The organism is Enterobacter cloacae complex sp. P12RS (genome assembly GCF_014895875.1).
Taxonomy (GTDB): Bacteria; Pseudomonadota; Gammaproteobacteria; order Enterobacterales; family Enterobacteriaceae; genus Enterobacter; species Enterobacter bugandensis.
This window is the reverse complement of record NZ_JADBQO010000052.1, coordinates 23,273-42,591: the sequence shown is the minus strand read 5'-3', so window position 1 is coordinate 42,591 and position 19,319 is coordinate 23,273. Positions and strand designations below refer to the sequence as shown.

The 19,319-nt window shown below is 55.7% G+C and carries 14 protein-coding genes; 11 read left to right on the top strand and 3 right to left on the bottom strand.

Features of this window, described 5'->3' with window-relative positions; genetic code table 11:
- Nucleotides 1-140 precede the first annotated feature (140 nt).
- Nucleotides 141-1,493: a molecular chaperone gene (gene yegD / locus IM284_RS21040; protein ID WP_047367936.1), complete on the bottom strand. Its 1,353-nt coding sequence runs from the start codon at nt 1,491-1,493 to the stop codon at nt 141-143.
- A gap of 130 nt (nt 1,494-1,623) precedes the next feature.
- Between yegD and alkA the strand changes: the two genes are divergently transcribed.
- Nucleotides 1,624-2,496 carry a DNA-3-methyladenine glycosylase 2 gene (alkA, locus tag IM284_RS21035; RefSeq protein ID WP_047367935.1) on the top strand — a complete coding sequence of 291 codons (873 nt, stop codon included), beginning with the start codon at nt 1,624-1,626 and terminating at the stop codon, nt 2,494-2,496.
- On the opposite strand, the gene IM284_RS21030 is transcribed toward alkA, so the two are convergent.
- Nucleotides 2,461-5,790 (bottom strand): diguanylate cyclase, encoded by a 3,330-nt coding sequence (locus tag IM284_RS21030; protein ID WP_047367934.1) that lies wholly within the window; start codon nt 5,788-5,790, stop codon nt 2,461-2,463. The genes alkA and IM284_RS21030 overlap by 36 nt on opposite strands.
- A 343-nt stretch (nt 5,791-6,133) precedes the next feature.
- Here IM284_RS21030 and udk point away from each other — a divergent pair, with 343 nt between their 5' ends.
- The 3 genes from udk (at nt 6,134) to asmA (ending at nt 9,322) form a co-directional block, all read left to right on the top strand.
- Nucleotides 6,134-6,775 (top strand): uridine kinase, encoded by a 642-nt coding sequence (udk, locus tag IM284_RS21025; RefSeq protein WP_008500855.1) that lies wholly within the window; start codon nt 6,134-6,136, stop codon nt 6,773-6,775.
- Between the two features lie 91 nt (nt 6,776-6,866).
- The gene (dcd, locus tag IM284_RS21020; RefSeq protein WP_028013805.1) at nt 6,867-7,448 is read left to right on the top strand and encodes a dCTP deaminase; all 582 of its coding nucleotides are present in this window, start codon (nt 6,867-6,869) and stop codon (nt 7,446-7,448) included.
- 23 nt (nt 7,449-7,471) lie between these two features.
- On the top strand, nt 7,472-9,322 hold the full coding sequence (gene asmA / locus IM284_RS21015) for an outer membrane assembly protein AsmA (RefSeq protein ID WP_047367933.1): 1,851 nt from the start codon (nt 7,472-7,474) through the stop codon (nt 9,320-9,322).
- 91 nt (nt 9,323-9,413) lie between these two features.
- Here asmA and IM284_RS21010 read toward each other — a convergent pair whose 3' ends face one another.
- Nucleotides 9,414-10,997, bottom strand: a complete 1,584-nt coding sequence (locus IM284_RS21010; RefSeq protein ID WP_047367932.1) for a TerC family protein — start codon at nt 10,995-10,997, stop codon at nt 9,414-9,416.
- A 691-nt stretch (nt 10,998-11,688) separates the two neighbouring features.
- On the opposite strand from IM284_RS21010, the gene IM284_RS21005 reads away from it, so the two are divergent.
- The 7 genes from IM284_RS21005 to wcaD all read left to right on the top strand — a co-directional run bounded on the left by IM284_RS21005 (nt 11,689) and on the right by wcaD (nt 19,303).
- Nucleotides 11,689-12,828 carry a polysaccharide export protein gene (locus IM284_RS21005; RefSeq protein WP_014170829.1) on the top strand — a complete coding sequence of 380 codons (1,140 nt, stop codon included), beginning with the start codon at nt 11,689-11,691 and terminating at the stop codon, nt 12,826-12,828.
- 6 nt (nt 12,829-12,834) lie between these two features.
- Nucleotides 12,835-13,278: a low molecular weight protein-tyrosine-phosphatase Wzb gene (wzb, locus tag IM284_RS21000; protein WP_045629833.1), complete on the top strand. Its 444-nt coding sequence runs from the start codon at nt 12,835-12,837 to the stop codon at nt 13,276-13,278.
- A 2-nt stretch (nt 13,279-13,280) separates the two neighbouring features.
- Nucleotides 13,281-15,443 carry a tyrosine-protein kinase Wzc gene (wzc, locus tag IM284_RS20995; RefSeq protein ID WP_041909110.1) on the top strand — a complete coding sequence of 721 codons (2,163 nt, stop codon included), beginning with the start codon at nt 13,281-13,283 and terminating at the stop codon, nt 15,441-15,443.
- A gap of 117 nt (nt 15,444-15,560) precedes the next feature.
- The gene (wcaA, locus tag IM284_RS20990; RefSeq protein ID WP_028013800.1) at nt 15,561-16,403 is read left to right on the top strand and encodes a colanic acid biosynthesis glycosyltransferase WcaA; all 843 of its coding nucleotides are present in this window, start codon (nt 15,561-15,563) and stop codon (nt 16,401-16,403) included.
- Nucleotides 16,403-16,894 carry a colanic acid biosynthesis acetyltransferase WcaB gene (gene wcaB, locus IM284_RS20985; RefSeq protein WP_045629830.1) on the top strand — a complete coding sequence of 164 codons (492 nt, stop codon included), beginning with the start codon at nt 16,403-16,405 and terminating at the stop codon, nt 16,892-16,894. Before wcaA ends, wcaB begins: the two co-directional genes overlap by 1 nt.
- Nucleotides 16,891-18,108: a colanic acid biosynthesis glycosyltransferase WcaC gene (gene wcaC, locus IM284_RS20980; protein WP_041909114.1), complete on the top strand. Its 1,218-nt coding sequence runs from the start codon at nt 16,891-16,893 to the stop codon at nt 18,106-18,108. The genes wcaB and wcaC overlap by 4 nt, the downstream gene beginning before the upstream one ends.
- On the top strand, nt 18,083-19,303 hold the full coding sequence (gene wcaD / locus IM284_RS20975; protein ID WP_045260416.1) for a colanic acid polymerase WcaD: 1,221 nt from the start codon (nt 18,083-18,085) through the stop codon (nt 19,301-19,303). Before wcaC ends, wcaD begins: the two co-directional genes overlap by 26 nt.
- Nucleotides 19,304-19,319: the final 16 nt, after the last annotated feature.

Sequence of the window (19,319 nt, the reverse complement as noted above, 5' to 3'; positions counted from 1 at the left end):
GAATACTTCGGGGAATGATACTAGTTTAGTCAGCTAACACAGCGGAAAAATGGAGGAAATATGGAAGACTGTCAGGAATGGTCTGAGTGTGGCGATCGTTTTAGCCGGGTAAGGCGAAGCCGCCACCCGGCACAACCGCATTAGCTAAACATCACCTGCGCCCAGCGCGCCAGCCCTGCGGTAACGGAGCCAAAGTCATCCCCACCGGCAATCGGAATGCCCGGCAGTTGTTCCGCCAGCGCTTTCTTGATCAGCGGCGAACGGGCGCTACCGCCGGTCAGGTAGATCACATCCGGCTTCTCTTTGCCGTTCTCCAGCGCCAGTTGGACCTGCTCCAGAATGCGCTGCAGCGGCTGAGCAAGCGCCGTTTCCAGCCCCTCCTGTGAAATCGCCGTGGCCAGATCGTCGCGGATAAACGGCAAGGAGACCGCATGTTCAGGACGGTCGGAAAGGGCGATTTTGCACTCCTCCGCAGTACGCACCACGCGGTAGCTCAGGCGCTGACGCCACACTTTATACAGCAGGGCGACCTTCTCGGCATCCTGCGCGTCGCGCACCAGATCGTTGAGGAAGCGCCCGTTCGCGGTGCTGTAAAAATCACTCTGCGCCGGAACGTCGTTGATGGCAATCGCGTTCCACCACGGCAGGATCGGCAGGGCAATGCCTTTTTCCGTTTGCCCGCCCATGCCCAGCAGCGGCATCAGGCTCTTGAAGGCCAGGGCGATATCCAGATCGTTACCGCCTACGCGGCAGCCGCTGTGCCCGAGCAGGCTGTTTTCGCGGTCACGACGGTGATGCCACTGCGGTCCCATTAGCAGAAGCGAGCAGTCCGTTGTACCGCCCCCGATGTCGACGACCAGCACGCGCTTCTCTTCCGTCAGCGTGGCTTCAAAATCCAGCCCCGCCGCAACCGGCTCGTACTGAAACACCACGTCGTGGAATCCCGCCCGGTGCGCCGCACGCTCAAGGATCCCCTGCGCCTGCTGGTTGGCTTCGTCACCGCCCAGCCCCTGGAAGTTGATCGGGCGGCCAATCACCGCCTGGGTGATAGTATCCGTCACCTGCGACTGCGCCTGATTGCGGATATGCAGCATCATGGCGCACACCAGATCTTCAAACATCGCCACCTGCTGCGGCTTCAGGCCGCTCGCGCCGAGGAAGGACTTTGGCGATTTAACGAAGTAGACCTCTTCCGGATCTTCAATGTAATGCCCGAGCGAGGAGAGGCCAAACTGCACGCTGGAAGGGGTAACGTCGATGTCTTCCTCGCGGTTAAAGCTGACCGCCCGACGCAGCAGCGCCTGGGTCTCCGCCGCGGTAGCCGGAACCTGATGGTGGCGGAACAGCCACTCGCTCACCGCTTCGCGCGTCGGCGCGCAGAGCATTGATGGCAGCAGCGTGCTCTCTTTTTCCATTTTCAGAAGCTGCGGTTGGCCGTTTTGCATGATCGCAACCGAGCAGTTTGCCGTACCGTAGTCAAATCCAATAAACACGATTAATCCCCATGCCGGTGAGAAGGGGCGAGACTTTAACGAAATGTCTGCATCGCGACAACAGGAATATGAAAGCAAGGCAAAACAAGGTCTTTCCGTTTATGCTGATAAAAATAAAAAAGGAGCAGCGATGTATACCCTGACGTGGCAACCCCCTTACGACTGGCAGTGGATGTTTGGCTTTCTTGGCGCGCGTGCGGTGACGGGCATTGAAACCGTCACGAGCGACTACTACGAGCGCAGCTTTGCCTGCGATGGCCATCAGGGGATATTTCGCGTGACGCCGGATATCGCTACCCACACGCTGATTGTGACGCTCAGCCCGGGGTTGGTTCCGGTTGCGCAGACGTGTCTTGAACGTATCGCGCGCCTGTTCGATCTCGCCTGTAACCCGCAGCACATCGCGGATACGCTGGGGGATCTCGGCGCTGCCCGCCCCGGCTTGCGTCTGCCGGGGGCGATGGATGCGTACGAGCAGGGCGTCCGGGCCATTCTCGGGCAGTTGGTCAGCGTGGCGATGGCGGCGAAACTGGCTTCCCGCGTTGTCGCCCTGTGCGGTGAGCCGGTGAAGGATGCACCGGGTTATGTCTGCTTTCCCTCCCCGCAAGCGCTGGCCGCTGCCGATCCGCTGGCGCTCAAGGCGCTCGGGATGCCGGTAAAACGCGCGGAGGCGCTGATTCATCTGGCGCAGTCGGTTGTTGACGGGACGTTTCCGCTGACGCCGCCCGAGGACGTTGAGGCAGGCATGAAGGCGCTACAGCAGCGGCCGGGCATCGGGCGCTGGACGGCAAATTACCTGGCCCTGAGAGGCTGGCAGGCGAAAGATGTGTTCCTGCCGGATGATTATCTGATTAAGCAACGCTTCGCCGGGATGACTCCCGCGCAGATCCATCGTTACGCCGAGCGCTGGCAGCCGTGGCGCTCCTACGCGCTGCTGCACATCTGGTATACCGACGGCTGGACGCCGTCAGTTGATGGCGAAATAACTGGTGTTGAGCAGTAGATCCAGCGGCTGCGGCTCGGCGATGGTGTCGCCATAGATAAAATCAATGCCGATGCCGGAAAGCGTATCCATCATGATGGGCTGGTTGCAAGGGCCCGCGATGGTTTTCATCCCCAGACGCTGGGCGTGGCCCTGAACGATGGTCACCATCATCTCATCCATCAGATTGCCATATACGTTGCTCACCACCTCGGCGTCGAGCATCAGATAATCGGCCATGTTCGGGCTCAGGTGGCTGAAGACGTTCATGTCGCGCCCTATCTGGCTGAAGATCACCCGGCAGCCCGCCTGGCGAAGCTTTTGCAGCCCTCGCTGCAGGTTCTCATCCGGATTACACACCACGTCGCTCGCGATAACCAGATGCAGCAGACGGCCCGGCATGGGGCTGTTATCGAGCAGGTCGAGGAGTTCATCGACCAGCGTTACGCTGGCTAAACCGGCGGCAGAAAGCGGCAGTGCTACCCCCATCCCTTTACGGGCGACCTGTGCGGCAGAGGTGCGGAAAAACTCACCAAAGATACGTCTGTCGAGGGCGTGCAGCAGTTCGGGCTCCGCCAGACCAGAACGGAAGGCGTGCTCCTCCTGGACTTCACCCTGGCTGGTCCACAGGCGTAGCGAAATCAGCCAGAAGTTACAGCTTTCCGGTATGCGCGGAGAGGCGACGCTGCGGGCTATCATCATCAGATGATTGTCTTTGATCATATGCCACTGTTCGTCCAGCGACATCATGCTGCGCGCGCTCCGATCCCGCTCCTGCTGCGGTTCGTACACCGTCACGATGCCGCGACCGCTGTTTTTCGAGGCATAACAGGCAATATCCGCCTGCGACATCACTTCTGACGCCTGGTTATTATGCTCATCAATCAGCGTGATCCCTGCGCTGGCGCCAATCCGGTGCAGGCGACCTTCCCACATAAAGTGATAGTCATTGATGGTATGGATCAAACGACCGGTGATATAGCGCGCGCTCTCAATATTGCAGTCCGGCAGCAGCAGCCCAAACTCGTCACCGCCCAGGCGCGCCAGCACGTCGCTGGAGCGAAGCATGGTTAGCATCATGGAAGAGAGTTCCCGCAGCAGGGCATCTCCCGCCGCATGGCCTGCGCTATCATTGACGGCTTTGAAGCGGTCCAGATCGATAAAGACCAGCGCATGACGCTGACGCGTCTCGCGAACGGTTTGCAGAAGCCGTTTGAGATGGTTTTCGAAGCTGACCCGATTTGCCAGGTGGGTGAGGGCATCGTGCGACGCGCTGTAGCTTAGCTGACGCAGCATTTTGCGCGACTCGGTGACGTCCTGAATAACGATCACCGAGCCAATACTGTGCCCATCAAGGGTACTGAGTGGCGTAATGCTGTAGTGAATATCAAACGATCCGCCGGTGCGGCAGTTCAGCACTACATCCTGGTCGATATCGGAGCGTGACATATCGCCGCTGTGGATATTCTCCATCAGCGGGCCCCGTTCCCCAAAGGTGATGTGTAACACCTTCAGGATAGGCTGGCCGATGGCCTCGGTCTGCAGCCAGCCGCTCATCTTCTCGGCGACCGGGTTCATAAAGGTGACGTTCATGTCGATATCGGTACAGAGCACCGCTTCGCCGATGGAGTCGAGCGTGATGTGCAGACGCTCTTTTTCCTGAAACAGCGCTTCGTTAAGCTCCTTCACCTCGGTCATGTCCATATTGATGCCGAGCAAACGTTCGACTTCACCCTCTTTATTCAGCACCCGGTTGGCCAGGGAGCGTATATGGCGCACGCCTTCCTTCACGCGGATACGGAATTCAAGCTTAAACGGCAGACGCGAAACCAGTGAATCCCGCAGTACCTGCTCCGCATGGGCGCGATCTTCAGGCAATATTCTTTCGTGCCAGAGCTGCCAGGTGGGCTTGATGTGCGGCGGAATTTCATACAGCTCAAACATCCGCTTATCCCAGCTGATGATGTCTGGCTCCAGATCCCACTCCCAGATGCCGATGCCGCCCGCTTCGTTGGCCAGCGTAATGCGCTCCATCAGCCGTTTATTGACCCACTCGGTCTGCTTCAGGTCGTTAATGTCTTCAATCTGGGCGATAAAATAGAGCGGCGAGCCATCGGCATGGCGCACGACGGAGACGGCCAAAAGTGCCCAGACGACCTCTCCGTTGCGCGTGTAATAGCGCTTTTCAAGGGTGTAGGTGTTGATCTCGCCGTTGACCAGCTGTTCCAGCTGTTCCAGGTCGGTATGCAAATCTTCCGGCCAGGTGAGCTGCTGGAAGGTGAGCGACTGTAGCTCGGTCTGGCTGTAACCGAGGAAATTGCACAGCGCCTTGTTGGCCTGAAGCCACTGGCCCTCCATGCTGACTAACGCCATACCGATGGCGGAATACTCCATTGCATTACGAAAGCGCTCTTCGCTCTCGGTGATGTGTTTGCGTTCGGCACGGAAGGCATACATCACCATGGTCATCACGTTAGCGGGGAGGAGGAGCATCAGGAACGGCAGCCACGGCGCGTTCATCATCGGCCCGGCATGTTGGGTGGTCAGCGCCGAAGGGTTATGGGCAATCATCAGTGAAACGACCATCACGGTAACCAGAAACACCATGAACGCTTCCATCCGCGGCAAGCGCACGGCGCTCCACATCAGCAGGACAATCACGCAGGTAAAGGGCCATGGCAGCCAGGTGATGGATGCCCAGCTGAGGGCCAGCGTTACGGCCATGGTAACCAGGGTTTCCAGCAGCAATCTCGGATCACGGTGGCGGAGCAGGTAATGGGATTTAAACAGCAGCCCCAGCGGCACCAGCGCCAGCGCGCCAATGGATTCAGATAGCACCCAGACGATGAAATTACGCAGCGGCTCAGGGCCGGGGATCAGAAGCGTCATCAGAATACCGCCCACCAGCGGCGGCACCAGCGCGCTGCCTATTGCCAGGCGGATCCAGTCGTTTAGATTTTGCAGCGGGTTGTACCACGGAAGCAGCTTGCGCAGTAACACGGCACCGATGATGGCCTCAATAACGTTTATTGCGGTGTAGGTGGGGTTTATCGACGCCCAGGAGAACAGCATCCACGAGGCCAGAATATTGCCAAATGAACAGGCCAGGGCTATCCCGGGCCACATTTTTCCTGCATGGCGGTAAAACGCCACCATCATAATGGCGGTAGGAAACCAGAGTGGCGCCAGCAGGGTACCGAAGCGGGTAAGCTCCAGCGAAAATAAGGTAAAGATAAAGGTGACCAGGCCCAGACAGACAAGTCGTAATAAAGGATGTGGGGTGGTAACCAAAACCCGCTGGTATTGTTTATTCATTACCGCTTTATCCAGAGACGCCATGCCGTCAGGAGAGAAGTGCGCACGAGTGAATTTGATAATTTGGTTTATGCTAGTACAAACAATTTACAATTCATATGGCGACTGCTCATAATTTGACATCATAGACTTATTAAATAGTTACTCGCTAAAAAATTCCTTTTAAACGCTGAAAAAACGTTCATTAAAATTTCTCTCAGGGATCAATGCGCCACTTTTCAGCCTGTCTCGCAGAACCTGCGCATTCGACTGGTATCACGCCCGCGAAATCCCTATAATTGCCGCGTTTGACGCTCCGGCGTCGTCCTTCCTTAACATCCAGGTTATTCAGGTCGCTAAATTTATGACTGATAAGTCTCATCAGTGCGTCATTATAGGCATCGCCGGCGCATCGGCTTCAGGTAAAAGTCTAATTGCCAGTACGCTTTATCGCGAACTGCGTGAACAGGTAGGTGATGAGCATATCGGCGTCATTCCCGAAGACAGCTACTACAAAGATCAATCCCATCTGTCGATGGAAGAACGTGTAAAAACCAACTACGACCACCCGAATGCGATGGATCACAGTTTACTGTTCCAGCATTTAGAAGCGCTTAAGAGCGGCCAGGCGATCGAACTGCCCGTTTACAGTTACGTAGAACACACCCGTACCCAGGAAACGATCCGCATCGAGCCGAAGAAGGTCATTATCCTTGAAGGCATCCTGCTCCTGACCGATGCCCGCCTGCGTGAATCCATGAACTTCTCCATCTTCGTCGATACCCCGCTGGATATCTGCCTGATGCGCCGCATCAAGCGTGACGTTAACGAGCGCGGCCGTTCGATGGACTCCGTCATGGCGCAATACCAGAAAACGGTCCGTCCGATGTTCCTGCAGTTTATTGAACCATCCAAACAATACGCCGATATCATCGTGCCTCGCGGGGGCAAAAACCGCATTGCTATTGATATCTTAAAAGCGAAAATCAGCCAGTTTTTTGAATAAGCCGCGCGAATTGTGTACCGTTCAGAGATAACCTGGTTTTACCCTGAGCGTTCAACGGCTCAGGGTACGATGCATGAAAGGAGAAAGTACCATGCGTCTTTGCGATCGTGATATTGAAGCCTGGCTGGATGAAGGCCGCTTGTCTATTACCCCACGTCCCCCCGTGGAGCGTATCAATGGGGTGACCGTTGATGTACGGTTGGGGAATAAATTCCGCACCTTTAGCGGTCATACCGCGCCGTTCATCGACCTCAGCGGGCCGAAGGATGAAGTCAGCGCCGCGCTCGATCGCGTCATGAGTGATGAAATCATCATTGACGAAGGCGAAGCTTTTTATCTGCACCCGGGTGAACTGGCGCTGGCGGTGACGTATGAATCCGTGACCCTGCCTGCGGATCTCGTCGGCTGGCTTGATGGCCGTTCTTCTCTGGCCCGCCTGGGGTTGATGGTTCACGTGACCGCGCACCGTATCGACCCAGGCTGGTCCGGCCGTATCGTGCTGGAGTTCTTCAATGCCGGTAAACTGCCGCTGGCGCTGCGCCCCGGAATGATGATCGGTGCGTTAAGCTTTGAACCGCTGACAGGCCCGGCAGACAGGCCTTATAACCGCCGCCAGGACGCAAAATACCGCGACCAGCAGGGTGCGGTTGCCAGCCGTATTGATAAAGACTGATCGTTAAGTCCATTGAGGATGCCATGAGAAGAGTTCTGACAACGCTGATGATTTTGCTGGTAGTGCTGGTTGCTGGCCTTTCGGCGTTGGTTCTGCTGGTTAACCCGAATGATTTCCGCGCTTACATGGTGCGGCAGGTCGAGGCACGCAGTGGTTACCAACTGAATCTTGACGGGCCGCTGCGCTGGCACGTCTGGCCGCAGCTCAGCATTCTCTCTGGCCGCATGTCGTTAACCGCGCCGGGCGCGGCACAGCCGCTGGTCTCTGCGGACAACATGCGTCTCGATGTGGCGCTGATCCCCCTCATCTCCCATCAGCTGCAGGTTAATCAGGTGATGCTGAAGGGCGCGGTCATTCAGCTTACCCCGCAGACCGAAGCCGTGCGCGACGCGAATGCGCCGGTTGCGCCGCGCGAGAATACCTTACCGGATGAACCGTCCGATACGGGCTGGTCCTTTGATATAGGCAAACTGAAAGTGGCCGATAGCGTGCTGGTGTTCCAGCATGAGGATCAGGAGCAGGTCACCGTTCGCAACATCAACCTGCAGATGGAACAGGATGAACACCATCTTGCGTCGCTGGAATTTAGCGGACGGGTAAACCGCGACCAGCGCGATCTGTCCCTCTCGTTGAATGCAAACGTGAATGCGTCGGACTACCCGCATCAGCTGACGGCCGACATCCAGCAGCTTAGCTGGCAGCTGACGGGAGCGGATCTCCCTACCCAGGGGATCGCCGGGCAGGGGACGCTGCAGGCCGTATGGCGCGAAGAGCAAAAACAGCTGGCGCTGGAAAACCTTAATCTGCAGGCCAACGACAGCAGCCTGAAAGGTCAGGCGAGCGTCACGCTCGACGATAAGCCGAAGTGGGTGCTGAACCTGCAGTTTGACAAGCTCAACCTGGAGAACATCCTGCCACCGGTGCCGGCAAGCGCAACGGACAGCGATGCCGTGCAGACGGGGCAAAGCCAGTCACCGGTGTCGCGTCCGGTTATCTCATCCAACCTTGAACAGCCTGACTATAACGTGCTGCGCGGCTTCACGGCGGATATTCTGCTGAAAGCCAACAGCGTGCGCTGGCGCGGTATTGATTTTACCGACGTGAACGGCCAGATGTTCAACCACAACGGGTTGCTGGTTATTTCAGAACTGAGCGGCAAAATGGGGGCGGGTCACCTGTCACTTCCGGGTACGCTGGACGTGCGTAAGGACGTTGCCAGCGCTGAATTCCAGCCGCGTCTCGACAACGTTGAGATTGGCAGCATCCTCAAAGCCTTTAACTATCCGATATCCCTGACGGGTCAGCTGACGCTGGCGGGCGATTTCTCAGGCACCAAAATTGATGCCAACGCCTTCCGCCGTGAGTGGCAGGGCGAGGCGCATGTTGACCTGAAAGATTCGCGAATGGAAGGGCTCAACTTCCAGCAGTTGGTTCAGCAGGCGGTGGAGCGCAGCAGCGATGTTAAAGCCCAGGAAAACTACGACAGCGCAACTCGCCTCGACAGCTTCACCACTGACCTGACGCTGGATAACGGGGTGCTGACGCTGGCCGGGATGCAGGGAACTTCATCTATGCTGTCGTTAACCGGAGAAGGCTCGCTGGATCTCGTCAAAGAGACGGCGGACACGCGCTTTAACGTCCGGGTGCTTTCCGGCTGGCAGGGCGAAAGCAAGCTGATTGACTTCCTCAAAGAGACGCCGGTTCCGCTTAGCGTATACGGCAAATGGCAGGCGCTGAACTACAGCCTTCAGGTAGATCAGATCCTGCGTAAGCATCTGCAGGATGAAGCGAAGCGTCGGCTCAACAGCTGGGCGGATCGTAATAAAGATTCCCAGAACGGCAAGGATGTGAAGAAGCTGCTGGATAAGCTTTGACGGCGGTGCGGCCTGATGCCCTCACCCGGACCCTCTCCACGGGAGAGGGAGCAAACACCAAAACGGCAACGGGGTTGCCGTTTTGGTTTACCTAAACCTCAAAATCCAGCTCTTCCTCATCCCGCAGTGGAATTAGCTGCACTTTCTGCACGCGATGGTTTTCAATCTGCAGGGTTTTAAGCAGATAGTCGCCCACCTGAACCTCTTCTCCCGGCTGCGGGATGCGCTGCAAATACTCCATCAGCAGACCGGCAATGGTGTGGTATTCCCGTTTTTCATCCAGCGGTAGCGGCACGTACTGCACAAGGTCTTCCAGCGGCATGTGGCCGTTGGCCGTCCACGAGCCGTCAGCGTTTTTCTGAATGTCGTGGCGGGCATCAATCTCATCCACCTCGTTTGGCAGATTACCGGCGATGGTTTCCATTACGTCACTGAGCGTGACCAGCCCTTCCACCGAACCAAATTCATCCACCACAAACGCGAAGTGGGTGCGCGCGTTGCGGAACTGCTCCAGCGCGGAGAGCAGCGGAAGCGCTTCCGGGAAGACCAGCGGCTGGCGTACCAGCGCGCGCAGGTTGAGCGGCTCGCCGTGTAGCTGCTGCTGGAGCAGGTCAATCACGTGTACCACCCCCAGCAGCTCCTCTTCCTCTTCACCGCCGGTGACCACCACGCGGGTGTGCTGGTTTTTATCCAGCAGGGCGCGGATCTGCTCTTCCGGTGCCGTGAGGTCAATATGCTCAATGTCATGCCGGGAGGTCATGATGCTGCTGACCGTGCGCTGATTCAGGTTGAGCACGCGCTCGATCATCAGCCGCTCCTGCGGGTTAAAGATCTGCCCGTCGCTGTGATCGGCCAGCAGGGCAGAGGATTCGGCGTCCAGCTCGGCATCCTCTTTCCTGCCGCTCAACAGGCGCATCACGGTGTCGGCCGTGCGCTGGCGCAGGGTCTGATTCGCGGAGAGAAACCGGCGGCGGTTAAATATCGCCAGCTGGTTGAGCGCTTCGATCATGACTGAGAAGCCAATGGCGGCGTACAGGTAGCCTTTCGGAATGTGGAAGCCGAAACCGTCGGCGACCAGGCTAAAGCCAATCATCAGCAGGAAGCTGAGACAGAGGATCACGATTGTCGGGTGGCTGTTCACAAAGCGGGTCAGTGCTTTGCTCGCCATCACCATCAGCGTGATGGCGATAATTACCGCGGCCATCATGACGGCGAGATGCTCCACCATCCCGACGGCGGTAATCACCGAATCCAGGGAGAAGACTGCATCGAGCACCACAATTTGCGCCACCACCGGCCAGAATCTCGCCCCGCGTCGCTGGGTCGGGTTCTCGCTGTCCTTGCCTTCGAGCCGCTCGTTAAGCTCCACCGTGGCTTTGAACAGCAGGAACAGCCCGCCGAAGAGCATGATCAGGTCGCGCGCGCTAAAGCTCAGGCCGCGAACGGAGAACAGAGGCTGAGTGAGCGTGACCATCCAGGAGATAGAGGCCAGCAGCAGTAAACGCATCACCATCGCCAGCAGCAGACCCGTCACGCGCGCGCGGTCGCGCTGGGAAGGGGGCAGTTTTTCAGCGAGGATGGCGATAAACACCAGATTATCAATACCGAGCACTAATTCGATGACGACCAGCGTCACCAGCCCGGCCCAGATTGATGGATCGGCAATCCATTCCATAGTAATAGCAATACCTTCTGTTATATGACGAATGTCACACTTCGATCATGGATAAAGCTGGGAGAAAATGCAATGTCGGGCTGAGATTTCTCTTAATACGATGCGTAAAAAAGAGAGCAGTCTCAGATGAGTGTAAATAAGCAAAATACGTATATTTTATTATTTTGAGTGCTTTTTAGGATATATCGCAGATAATGGTTTTTACTCTCTTTTTGTCAATATAAAGAAAATCCTAAAAGGTCAAAACTTTGCTCTTAATATTAATCTTAAAAACAGATATTAGGACAGTTGTCTCCTTGCCTGCTATTAGGTTAGCTGCAACAATTCTCCCAGCATCAAATGTTAAATCTTGTTGTTGCTATTATTGTTTTGGTCTTCGGAATGGTCATTCATTATCCGTTGTGTATTTCAAGCGGCTGATATATTTCCAGAAGACCTTACTCAAGAGGGTGTCTATCCATAACACATTGTTTAGTCAGTGGATTGGTAACTGAAAGCCAAGGGCGGTAGCGTGCCTGAAAGCGTGTGAATCAGCCTCGATTATTCTGTCAATAGCCAATGGATGAATAAGCTTTTTTTAGGACTGATGCCAGTTATATTCTATTTGATTAACTGCATGCTGAAACCCAATACGTCTCAGGCTTATTTAAATTGCACAGGATAATTACTCTGCCAAAGTGATAAATAATCAATGATGAAATCCAAAATGAAATTGATGCCATTATTGGTGTCTGTGACCTTGATGAGTGGTTGCACGGTCTTTCCCGGCAGCAATATGTCAACAATGGGTAAGGATGTGATCAAGCAACAGGATGCCGATTTTGATCTCGACAAAATGGTGAATGTTTATCCACTTACGCCACGTCTGGTCGAACAATTACGTCCACGTCCGAATGTTGCCCAGCCGAATATGTCTCTGGACCAGGAAATTGCCTCCTATCAGTATCGCGTGGGGCCGGGCGACGTGATCAACGTGACCGTCTGGGACCACCCTGAACTGACCACGCCAGCGGGCCAGTACCGTAGCTCAAGCGACACCGGGAACTGGGTACAGTCAGATGGCACCATGTTCTATCCGTACATTGGTAAAGTACATGTCGCCGGGAAAACGCTTGCCGAGATCCGTAGTGATATTACCGGCCGCTTAGCGCAGTACATCGCCGACCCGCAGGTGGACGTTAATATCGCCGCATTCCGCTCGCAAAAAGCCTATATCTCCGGTCAGGTGAACAAATCCGGCCAGCAGGCCATCACCAACGTTCCGCTCACCGTTCTGGACGCCATTAACGCCGCGGGCGGCTTAACCGACGGCGCCGACTGGCGCAACGTGGTGCTGACCCACAACGGCAAAGAGCAGCGCATTTCGCTGCAGGCGCTGATGCAAAACGGCGACCTGACCCAGAACCGCCTGCTCTATCCGGGCGATATTCTCTACGTACCGCGCAACGACGATCTGAAAGTCTTCGTGATGGGTGAAGTGAAGAAACAGAGCACTCTCAAAATGGACTTCAGCGGCATGACCCTGACCGAAGCGCTGGGCAATGCTGAAGGTATCGATCTGACCACCTCTAACGCGACCGGTATCTTCGTCATCCGTCCGCTGAAGGGTGAAGGCAGTGCGAAGGGCAAGATTGCCAACATCTACCAGTTGGATATGTCCGATGCGACGTCTCTGGTGATGGCGACGGAGTTCCGTCTCCAGCCATACGATGTGGTTTACGTCACCACCGCGCCGGTTGCCCGCTGGAACCGTCTGATCAACCAGTTGCTGCCAACCATCAGTGGCGTTCGCTACATGACGGATACGGCGCGCGACATTCATACCTGGTAATCCGCGATGTTTAACAAAATTCTGGTGGTATGCGTGGGGAACATTTGCCGTTCCCCCACGGCTGAACGGCTGTTGAAACAGTACCAGCCCGAGTTAACGGTCGAGTCCGCAGGGCTGGGCGCGCTGGTGGGCAAAGGTGCCGACGAGCGCGCCACGAGCGTGGCCCGCGATCACAACCTCTCTCTTGACGGGCATATCGCCCGCCAGGTCACCGGCCGCATGTGCCGGGAGTATGACCTGATTCTGGCAATGGAAAAACGCCATATTCATGCGCTATGCGATATCGCTCCGGAGATGCGCGGCAAGGTGATGCTGTTTGGTCACTGGGACAACGAACGCGAAATCCCCGATCCGTATCGCAAGAGCCATGAAGCCTTCGAGGCGGTTTACACCTTACTTGACCAGTCTGCCCAACAGTGGGCGCAGGCACTGAAAGCTCAGCAGGGATAACAATGACAGAAAAAACAAGACCTTCTGCCGCCCCGACTTCGGGCAGTGATGAAATTGATATTGGTCGCCTGGTCGGCACGGTTATCGAGGCAAAGTGGTGGGTGCTTGGCATTACTGCCGTGTTTGCCGCAGCGGCCGTCGTGTATACGCTGTTCGCCACACCTATCTACAGCGCCGACGCGCTGGTGCAGATCGAGCAGAATACCGGCAACTCGCTGGTGCAGGATATCGGCTCCGCGCTGGCGAACAAACCGCCAGCATCCGACGCTGAAATTCAGCTGATCCAGTCGCGTCTGGTGCTGGGTAAAACGGTTCACGACCTCGGACTCGACATCTCCGTCACCAAAAATACGTTCCCGATCTTCGGTGCCGGCTGGGACCGTCTGATGGGGCGCAGCAATGACACCGTAAAGGTCACTGACTTTGTGCTGCCGAAAGGGGCGGGGGATCAAACCTTTACCCTGACGGTGCTGGGCCCGAAACAGTATCAGCTGACCAGCGATGCGGGCTTTAGCGCACGCGGCGAAGTGGGGCAGATGCTGAACAAAGACGGCGTTAGCATGATGGTTAGCGCGATCCACGCCCAGGAGGGCGGTGAATTCACCGTCACCAAATTCTCCACGCTGGGGATGATCAACAATCTGCAGAACAACCTGACCGTCACCGAAAATGGTAAGGACACCGGCGTGCTGAGCATGACCTTTACCGGTGAAGATAAGGATCAAATTCGCGACATCCTGAACAGCATAACCCGCAACTACCTTGAGCAGAACGTCGAGCGCAAGTCGGCGGAAGCGGCGAAAAGCCTGGCGTTCCTCGCTAAACAGCTCCCGGAAGTGCGTGCCCGTCTGGACGATGCCGAGAACAAGCTGAACGCCTACCGTCAGGATAAAGACTCCGTCGACCTGCCGCTGGAGGCGAAATCGGTTCTCGACTCGATGGTGAATATTGATGCGCAGCTCAACGAGCTGACCTTCAAAGAGGCAGAGATTTCCAAGCTTTACACCAAACGCCACCCGGCCTACCGCACGCTGCTGGAGAAGCGCCGCACTCTCGAAGAGGAGAAGGCGAAGCTGAACGACCGCGTGACCGCGATGCCGAAAACGCAGCAGGAGATCGTGCGTCTGACCCGCGACGTGGAATCCGGACAACAGGTTTACATGCAGCTGCTGAACAAACAGCAGGAGCTGAAAATCACCGAGGCCAGCACCGTGGGTGACGTGCGTATCGTCGACCCGGCCATTACCCAGCCTGGCGTGCTGAAGCCGAAGAAAGCGCTGATTATTCTCGGCAGCATTATTCTTGGCCTGATGCTCTCTATCGTTGGCGTCCTGCTGCGCTCGCTGTTCAACCGCGGTATCGAAAGCCCGCAGGTGCTGGAAGAGAGTGGTATCAACGTCTATGCCAGCATTCCGCTGTCTGAGTGGCAAAAATCCCGTGACAGCGTCAAGACCATCAAGGGCGTTAAGCGTTACAAACAGAGCCAGCTGCTGGCCGTGGGTAACCCAACCGACCTGGCGATTGAAGCGATCCGCAGCCTGCGTACCAGTCTGCACTTCGCCATGATGCAGGCTAAAAACAACGTCCTGATGTTAACCGGCGTCAGCCCGTCTATCGGTAAGACTTTTGTCTGTGCCAACCTGGCGGCCGTGGTGAGCCAGACCAACAAGCGCGTTCTGCTGATCGACTGCGATATGCGTAAGGGTTATACCCACGAACTGCTGGGCACCAACAACGTGAACGGTCTGTCGGAAATCCTGCTGGGTCAGGGAGAGATTAGCCAGAGCGCCAAGCCGACCTCGATTCCGAGATTCGACCTGATCCCGCGTGGTCAGGTGCCGCCGAACCCGTCTGAACTGCTGATGAGCGAACGCTTCACCCAGTTGATTGAGTGGGCGAGCAAAAACTATGACCTGGTGCTGATCGATACGCCGCCAATTCTGGCCGTGACCGATGCCGCCGTGGTTGGCCGTCATGCGGGTACCACGCTGATGGTGGCGCGCTATGCGGTGAATACCCTGAAGGAAGTGGAAACCAGCCTGAGCCGCTTCGAGCAGAACGGCATTGAGGTGAAAGGGGTCATCCTGAACTCCATCTTCCGTCGTGCGACCGGGTACCAGGATTACGGTTATTACGAGTACGAATACAAGTCTGACAGCAAATAACAAAACACCCCCCCTCACCCTAACCCTCACCCCAGAGGGGAGAGGGAACTGTCCGGTGCCGCCTTTCACCCTCTCCCCTCAGGGGGAGAGGGCCGGGGTGAGGGGTAGGAGGAAAAGATGACCACACAACGCCCTTTAGTTTCTATCTATATGCCGACATGGAACCGTCAGCAGCTGGCGATCCGCGCTATTAAGTCAGTCTTACGTCAGGATTACGATAACTGGGAACTGATCATCGTTGATGACTGTTCTTCCTCGTATGAACAGCTGCAAAAATTTGTCACCGAACTCAACGATCCGCGCGTGATGTATACCCATAACCCGATTAACTCCGGGGCGTGCGCGGTGCGTAATCAGGCGATTATGCAGGCCAAAGGGCAGTATCTGACCGGCATCGACGATGACGACGAATGGACGCCGAACCGCCTGTCCGTCTTCCTTTCGCATAAAGAGCAGCTGGTCACGCACGCTTTTCTGTATGCCAACGACTATGTCTGCCAGGGCGAGGTTTACTCGCAGCCCGCGAGCCTGCCGCTGTACCCGAAATCACCGTACTCTCGTCGCCTGTTCTACAAGCGCAACATTATCGGTAATCAGGTCTTTACCTGGGCGTGGCGCTTTAAGGAGTGCCTGTTCGATACCGAACTGAAGGCCGCGCAGGATTACGACATCTTCTTGCGGATGGTGGTGGAGTACGGCGAGCCGTGGAAAGTGGAAGAGGCCACGCAGATCCTGCACATCAACCACGGGGAGATGCAGATCACCTCCTCACCGAAGAAGTTTTCAGGCTACTTCCATTTTTACCGCAAGCACAAGGACAAGTTTGACCGTGCCAGCCGCAAGTATCAGCTCTTTACCCTGTATCAGATCCGCAATAAGCGCATGAACTGGCGCACGCTGCTGACGCTGCTGTCGGTGCGTAACGGCAAGCGTCTGGCTGACGGGCTTCGGGGGAAATAATGTTTCTGGAAGATTGCCGCGCAAACAGCTGGAGCCTGCGCCCGTGCTGCATGGTTCTGGCGTACCGCATCGCGCACTTTTGCTCGGTGTGGCGCAAGAAAAACGTACTGAACAATATCTGGGCGGCACCGATTCTGGTGCTGTACCGCATCATCACCGAATGCTTTTTTGGCTATGAAATCCAGGCCGCTGCCACCATTGGCCGCCGCTTTACCATCCACCACGGCTATGCGGTGGTGATCAACAAGTTCGTGGTTGCGGGCGATGATTTCACCATTCGCCACGGGGTGACGATCGGCAACCGCGGGCCGGACAGCCTGGCCTGCCCGGTGATCGGCAATAACGTCGAGCTGGGGGCGAACGTGGTGATGATTGGCGACATTACGATTGGTAACAACGTGACGATCGGGGCGGGCAGCGTGGTGCTGGACAACATCCCCGATAACGCGCTGGTGGTGGGAGAGAAAGCCCGCGTGAAGGTGATTAAATGAACATTCTGCAATTTAACGTACGCCTCGCAGAAGGCGGAGCGGCAGGCGTGGCGCTGGATCTGCACCAGCGTGCCCTGCAAAAAGGACTTCAATCCCGGTTTATTTACGGCTACGGCAAAGGCGGCAAGAAAAGCGTCAGCCATGATAACTTCCCGCAGGTGCACAAGCACACGCCGCGTCTGACCTCTGTTGCCAACATTGCGCTGTTCCGCCTGTTTAACCGCGATCTGTTTGGCAACCTGAACAGTCTATATCGCACCGTGACCCGCACTACCGGCCCGGTTGTGCTGCATTTTCACGTGCTACACAGCTACTGGCTGAATCTGGAAGAGGTGGTGGCGTTTTGTCAGAAGGTGCAGGCCCACAAGCCCGACACCCGCTTCGTCTGGACGCTGCACGATCACTGGAGCGTAACCGGACGCTGCGCGTTTACCGACGGCTGCGAAGGCTGGAAAGATAGCTGCCAGAAATGCCCGACGTTGAGCAACTATCCGCCGGTGAAGGTGGATCGCGCGCATCAGCTGGTAGACGGAAAGCGTCAGTTGTTCCGCGACATGCTTTCGCTCGGCTGCACGTTTATCTCCCCGAGCCAGCACGTGGCCGACGCCTTCAACAGCCTGTATGGGGCAGGGCGCTGTCAGATTATCAACAACGGTATCGACGTGGCGACGGAAGCCATCCTGGCCGAGCTGACGCCGGTGGCGGAAACCGCGGGCAAACCGAAAATTGCCATCGTTGCGCACGATCTGCGCTACGACGGCAAAACCAACCAGCAGCTGGTGCGCGACATGATGGCGCTCGGCGACAAAATTGAACTGCATACCTTTGGCAAATTCTCGCCGTTCGAAGGCGCTAACGTGGTGAATCACGGGTTTGAAACCGACAAGCGCAAGCTGATGAGCGCCCTGAATGGTATGGACGCGCTGGTGTTCAGCTCTCGCGTTGATAATTACCCGCTGATCCTCTGCGAGGCGCTCTCCATCGGCGTGCCGGTGATTGCCACCCACAGCGATGCAGCGCGCGAAGTGCTGGAAAAATCGGGCGGAAAAACCTTCGCCGCGCACGAGGTCCTGCCTCTGGTGCAACTGCCGAAGGCGCAGATCGCCGAGGCCGTTTTTGGCACTGACCTGGAATCGTTCCGCAACCGCAGCCGCAAGGCCTACAGTGGACAACAGATGCTGGAGGAGTATGTCTCGTTCTATCAGAATCTGTAGTTATCTGCTGCTGCCGCTGATCTACCTGCTGGTCAACGTCAAAATTGCCCAGCTCGGCGAAAGCTTCCCGATAACCATCGTGACTTTTTTGCCCGTTCTGCTTCTGCTGTATGTCGATAAAATCAACCTGAAGAAGCTGATGATTGCTCTGGGGCTGGGCACGGGTCTGACGCTGTTTAACTACATCTTTGGCCAGTCGCTGGATGCCAGTAAATACGTCACTTCAACCATGCTGTTTGTTTATATCGTTATTATTATTGGCATGGTCTGGAGTATTCGCTTCAAAACTATTTCACCGCACAATTATCGGAAAATCCTCAGGTTCTTTTATATTGCCGTTGCGTTAATTGTTGTGCTTGCGGCAATGGAGATGGCGCAAATTATTCTCACGGGCGGCAGCAGCCTGATGGAGATAATTTCGAAATATCTCATTTACAGTAACAGCTATGTACTGAACTTCATTAAGTTTGGAGGGAAGCGTACAACGGCGCTCTATTTTGAACCGGCGTTTTTCGCTCTGGCGTTAATCTCAATTTGGCTCAGCATCAAACAGTTTGGTATCAAAACGCCTAAGACCGATGCTATGATTCTTGCAGGAATCGTTCTGTCTGGATCGTTCTCAGGGGTAATGACATTTATCCTGTTTTACCTGCTGGAGTGGGCGTTCCAGTACCTGAACAAAGATGCGATTAAGAAAAAACTGCCGCTGGCGATAATCTCTCTGACGGTATTTTTAGTAGGCGTCATATTCGCGTTTCCGTACATTTCAGAACGTCTGGGTGATTTGGGAACGGAAGGGTCATCGTCCTATTATCGCATCATTGGTCCGCTGGTGATGGTGGGTTATTCCTTAACCCATATCGATGGTGTAGTAAGATTCGGCTCACTTTACGAATATGTTGCATCATTCGGAATCTTTAACGGTGCGGATGTCGGTAAAACCATAGACAATGGTCTGTATCTGTTAATTATTTATTTTTCATGGTTCGCCGTACTGTTGACGCTGTGGTATCTGTTTAAAGTTTTCAAAATGATGATCAACGCGTTTGGTGATAACCAGAACTTCCGCGTGCAGCTTTATCTTTTTACGCCGGTGTCGCTGTTTTTTACCGGGTCAATATTTAGCCCGGAATATGCTTTCTTGATTGTCTGTCCGTTTATTTTGCGTAAGGCGCTTAATATTACGAACGTATGACGAAATGAGGTGATTT

Bases quoted from the DNA above. Each gene is read 5' to 3' on its own strand.
- IM284_RS21030 (WP_047367934.1), bottom strand. From the start codon at position 5,790: ATGAATAAACAATACCAGCGGGTTTTGGTTACCACCCCACATCCTTTA.
- wzc (WP_041909110.1), top strand. From the start codon at position 13,281: ATGACAGAAAAAACAAGACCTTCTGCCGCCCCGACTTCGGGCAGTGAT.
- wcaA (WP_028013800.1), top strand. From the start codon at position 15,561: ATGACCACACAACGCCCTTTAGTTTCTATCTATATGCCGACATGGAAC.
- IM284_RS21010 (WP_047367932.1), bottom strand. From the start codon at position 10,997: ATGGAATGGATTGCCGATCCATCAATCTGGGCCGGGCTGGTGACGCTG.
- IM284_RS21005 (WP_014170829.1), top strand. From the start codon at position 11,689: ATGATGAAATCCAAAATGAAATTGATGCCATTATTGGTGTCTGTGACC.
- udk (WP_008500855.1), top strand. From the start codon at position 6,134: ATGACTGATAAGTCTCATCAGTGCGTCATTATAGGCATCGCCGGCGCA.
- alkA (WP_047367935.1), top strand. From the start codon at position 1,624: ATGTATACCCTGACGTGGCAACCCCCTTACGACTGGCAGTGGATGTTT.
- wcaC (WP_041909114.1), top strand. From the start codon at position 16,891: ATGAACATTCTGCAATTTAACGTACGCCTCGCAGAAGGCGGAGCGGCA.
- asmA (WP_047367933.1), top strand. From the start codon at position 7,472: ATGAGAAGAGTTCTGACAACGCTGATGATTTTGCTGGTAGTGCTGGTT.
- wcaB (WP_045629830.1), top strand. From the start codon at position 16,403: ATGTTTCTGGAAGATTGCCGCGCAAACAGCTGGAGCCTGCGCCCGTGC.
- wcaD (WP_045260416.1), top strand. From the start codon at position 18,083: ATGTCTCGTTCTATCAGAATCTGTAGTTATCTGCTGCTGCCGCTGATC.
- wzb (WP_045629833.1), top strand. From the start codon at position 12,835: ATGTTTAACAAAATTCTGGTGGTATGCGTGGGGAACATTTGCCGTTCC.
- dcd (WP_028013805.1), top strand. From the start codon at position 6,867: ATGCGTCTTTGCGATCGTGATATTGAAGCCTGGCTGGATGAAGGCCGC.